At 71.7% G+C, this 3,793-nt stretch carries 5 protein-coding genes and 1 pseudogene; all 6 read right to left on the reverse strand.

Annotation, left to right across the window (positions count from 1 at the left end; all coding sequences use genetic code 11):
* Positions 1-339: 339 nt before the first annotated feature.
* The 6 genes and pseudogenes from ABT263_RS38495 to ABT263_RS38520 all read right to left on the reverse strand — a co-directional run bounded on the left by ABT263_RS38495 (position 340) and on the right by ABT263_RS38520 (position 3,331).
* Positions 340-597 carry a hypothetical protein gene (locus ABT263_RS38495; protein ID WP_352298544.1) on the reverse strand — a complete coding sequence of 86 codons (258 nt, stop codon included), beginning with the start codon at positions 595-597 and terminating at the stop codon, positions 340-342.
* Positions 598-1,087: 490 nt separating this feature from the next.
* Complete coding sequence (locus ABT263_RS38500; protein ID WP_352298547.1) at positions 1,088-1,453, reverse strand: hypothetical protein; 366 nt, start codon at positions 1,451-1,453, stop codon at positions 1,088-1,090.
* A 251-nt stretch (positions 1,454-1,704) separates the two neighbouring features.
* On the reverse strand, positions 1,705-1,884 hold the full coding sequence (locus ABT263_RS38505) for a hypothetical protein (protein WP_352298550.1): 180 nt from the start codon (positions 1,882-1,884) through the stop codon (positions 1,705-1,707).
* A 102-nt stretch (positions 1,885-1,986) separates the two neighbouring features.
* Complete coding sequence (locus ABT263_RS38510; RefSeq protein ID WP_352298553.1) at positions 1,987-2,499, reverse strand: protein-tyrosine phosphatase family protein; 513 nt, start codon at positions 2,497-2,499, stop codon at positions 1,987-1,989.
* Positions 2,496-2,831, reverse strand: a pseudogene (locus ABT263_RS38515) (hypothetical protein); the annotation flags it as partial. The pseudogene ABT263_RS38515 and the gene ABT263_RS38510, both read right to left, overlap by 4 nt.
* Before the next feature lie 284 nt (positions 2,832-3,115).
* Positions 3,116-3,331, reverse strand: a complete 216-nt coding sequence (locus ABT263_RS38520) for a hypothetical protein (RefSeq protein WP_352298556.1) — start codon at positions 3,329-3,331, stop codon at positions 3,116-3,118.
* Between the last annotated feature and the right edge of the window lie 462 nt (positions 3,332-3,793).

Below are 3,793 nucleotides of genomic sequence, written 5' to 3' on the forward strand. Positions count from 1 at the left end.
CGCCGGCGGGGGGGGGCGCGGGCGCCCGCCCGGGCGCGCGGGCGCCCCCCCCCCCCCCCGCGGGGGGGGCCCCCCCCCCCCCCGGGCGGGGGGGGGGGGGGGGGGGGGGGGGCGTCCGGCTGGCCGGACGCCCCGTTCACGCCTAGTTCAGCTTGCCGCGCCGATCGGCGGGGCATCGGCGGGGCCGGGATCGGCGCCGTCGGCGATGAGCCGGGTCCTGATGCTGTCGCGCTCCTCCTCGCTGAGGGGGAGGGGGCGGCTGCGGGGACACAACGATGAGGTGGGACTGGGGCGGTGTACCCCCGCCCGGATGAGGGGTGCCCGGGCGGGGTGGCGGGGTCAGAAGTAGTGAAAGCCGCCGGTGGCTTCCAGGGCGCCGTTGGAACCGGCCTGGAGGAGGTGGGATTCGCGCTGGTGGTAGCCGCAGAGCACCCAGTCGACGGTGATCAGCCGCGCCTCGTAGGCGTCGAGGTCGGCCGTGGGGAACTCGCAGCCCTCGCACTGGGTGACCCGTCGCAGCGCGAAGGTGGCGGACGTCGCGGACGCGGCGGCGGAGGTCGGGCTGTCCGGGATGGACGTGTGGCGGTCGTTGGCCATCAGTAGCGCTCCTGTCGTGAGATGCGAAGACGAACGAGCCGACGGTCGGCGGGGATGGGCGCGGCACGGGCGCCTCGACCCACCGGAAGGTGGTGGGGAGGCACTGGGAAACAGCGGCTGGGCTGGGAACAAGACACACCGTAGGAGCGGCAGATCGCCGGTCAACCCCGTGGGCGTCGGCGGGCCGGGCTCAGCCGGGGGCGGTGCGGTCGGGGTGGGTGCACCCGTCGGTGTTCCGGGGGGCCGGGCCGCTCGCGGTGAGGGGGTGCGACGCCGAGCCGGACGGCTCAGGCCCTCGGCGCGGCGAAACGCTCAGGGCTGAGCTCCCGGACGGCTTCGGTGGCGCGGCCGAGGGTGGCCACGGCCATCCGCCGCCGGTGGTCGACCAGCACGCTGCGCGCCGCAGCCAACGCCCGGCCTGCCCGGCCGGACGGGGCAGAGCACGGCAGGCGGGATGGGACCAGTCGACGGGAGCGCGGCACGGCGCCGGTCACCGCGTATGGCCGCCCTGGAAATCGTGATCGAGGACGGCCTGTCGGATTGCGGTCAGACCGGAGGAGAACGCGTTGTGGGTCTGCGCCCGGTAGGCCTCGGCCCTCTCCCGAATGGTGGCGGCCCAGTCCGGCGCTGCGATGCGGGCGGCCACCTTGGCCTCGGCGACCTCGATCATGGCGTCCGCGACCTTGTCGCCGTGCCTGGTCATCTCGGCGGCCCACAGGAGGACCGGCGGGACGTCCTGGACGCTGTCGCCGGTGCGGGCTGGGCTGCGGTTCAGTTCGGCGGTGTACGCGTCCTGGGCCTGGGCCAGGGCGGCCAGTGCGTTCTCGTGGCGGGTGTGTGCGTCGATGGTGGTCATGGCTTCTCGTCTCTTCCGGTGGAACGGGGTGGGTGAGTGCCGGGCGAGCGGTCCGCCGCGAAAGGCCGGCCCCGGCACCGGCGCCCCCGGGGCCGGGGCGACGGCCCGGGGCCCGGCGGCCGGGACGGTCATCGCCGGACACGGGACATACCGTACGGGCGGCGGGCGGCCGGTCAACCCCCGGCCGGGCGGGCCGTGGAGGTCCTGTGTCGACACGGATCCCCGCCGGTCACGACCGTGAGGTACCGGGCTCAGGCGTCGGGCGGGAGCGGAGCCGGGCGGTCACGGAGTCGCTGTGGAAGGTGTAGGTGACCAGGGGTTTCGCGGTGGGCGCGGAGTTCGGCGCTCACGGCGGCGATCAGGGGTGCGGTGTCGAGGATGACGCGCAGCAGCGCGCCGGTGCCCGGGCCGGGCGGGGTGCGGGAAGCCATGCGGGCTCGTCCTTCCGGTAGCACGGGGCGGGGGTGGGACGTCCGGGTGGCCATGGCGGCCGGACGCCCCTTCAGCTTGTCTTTAACCTCTGACGCTGTTGATCAGGTGCGGGTTTCGAGTCCGGCCAGGAGGTAGGCGACGTCGAGTCCCGTACTGAGGTACTGCTCGAAGGTCTGATTGTTCAGGGCCCAGGGCGATCGTCTCTGCCGGATGAGCGTGATGACGGTCGCCGGGTCCTGGCCCAGCTCGATCAAGGTCTGTGCGACGACGAGGCCGGAGCGGTTGTAACCGGAGTGGCAGCGCACGAGAACGGTGCGGTCATTCCGTACGGCCTCAGCGGCCGTGACGGCCAACTGTTGGACCGAATAGAGTTGCTCAGCCGTGAGCGGGCCGTCCGGGATCTCACTGATCAGATGGTCGACTCCGGGGTGCGGTCCGTGGCCTGGTCGGGTAAACAGGCTTATGACCAGGTCGAATTCAGAATCGACAACGGCGGTCTGCACCTCGCCGGCAGGGCTGGCCCAGAAGTGCCCGCCTATCCACAGCCGCGGCCTGACTTCGTTCCACGGTGTCTGCGGTTCGGGGGCGCCTCGGTCCCTCTGACGTGTCTTCACGGACGCTCCTTTCCAGGTGGACCAACGACGCGGTCAGGCGGTCGCGTTCCCTGCTCGATGCGCTGTCGTCGTTCCTTGATCGTCAGATCACGCAGTCCGGTCTTGCCCACGTCGAAGCGCGGGGCCTTCTGCCGATTGGTGGAGCCGACCGGTCGGCCTGGGCCAGGTCTTCCAGGTTTCGGCGCACTGGCCGGGAGGAGCGACTTCGCGCGGATGTTCCTGAACCCTCGCCGGACTCGCGCCGGGGTGAGTCGTCCGGGTGAAGCGGGCTTCTCCCATAGCCGGCGGAGGTCCTCAGCGAGTGGTCGAGCGAGGCGGAGCTGGGTGTGGGCGGTGGGGTGGCGGCCGGGAAGGGGCGGAGCGGGCACCCCGTGTTGGGCCACACCACAGAGTTCAGTGAGCGCCCTTCTGACCTGCGCACTGAACTCATTCGTGCGGTAGCCGCGAGGGCGTCCACCGCACGAAGCCGTCCAGCAGGTCCGGCGGCGGGTGTGCTGTGGACTGGGAGCCGTGCGGGAATCACCGGGGCCAGGGTGCCGTTCCTGCCCAGCGGGAGTGCGCCGGGCAGGAACGGGCTGTCAGTCCGCGTCGACCTTCGCGCGGACTGGCCTTGACCTCAAAGGCCGAGGTCCCTCAGTAGCGACCTTGTGGCGTCGTACTGGATACAGTCCAGGACGGAGTAGTACGTGTCGGCCACCGGGAGGAACGCGGATTGCAACGCGGCATTCAGCTCGTCGTCGGAGAGGCGTTCCAGGGCTTCGCGTTGAGCGGCGGAGACGTACGGGGCGTCCGCCCAGTCCTCTTTGAGCAGTTCGACAGTGATCGGATTCACCGGTCTCCTCGTGCTATTGATTTTGTGTTGCTGAAGCCGCTGCGGGGCTGTCGGGCCGCACCGCGGAGTTCAGTGGGCACTTGCCTGACCTGCGTACTGAACGGTCTCGTGCGGCGCCGAACGATCGACTGAACGGCGCGGTGCGCTACTGGACTCTGCGGTGGCCCAACACCCCGACCCGCTCTGGGCGGGGGAGGGGACCGGGCAGGTGCCGGGATGCTCACACCACAGCAGCGCAAGCAGCACTCGACTGCGGCCGGACGGGAACAGGACGCACGGTAGGTGCGGCAGGACGCCGGTCAACCCCCCTGCCCGAACACGCGGGCGGGGGACCGGCGGGAGCGTTGAAGGCGGGCCCGCGTGGTGTGGTGTGCGTCCCGCTTCAGTCGGTTGCGGTGCCCGACGCTATCGCGACCAGGCGGGCGGCCTTCAGTTCGGTTTCCGCCCACTCGCGCGCCGGGT

The sequence above is a fragment of the Kitasatospora sp. NPDC001603 genome, assembly GCF_040298365.1.
GTDB lineage: Bacteria > Actinomycetota > Actinomycetes > Streptomycetales > Streptomycetaceae > Kitasatospora.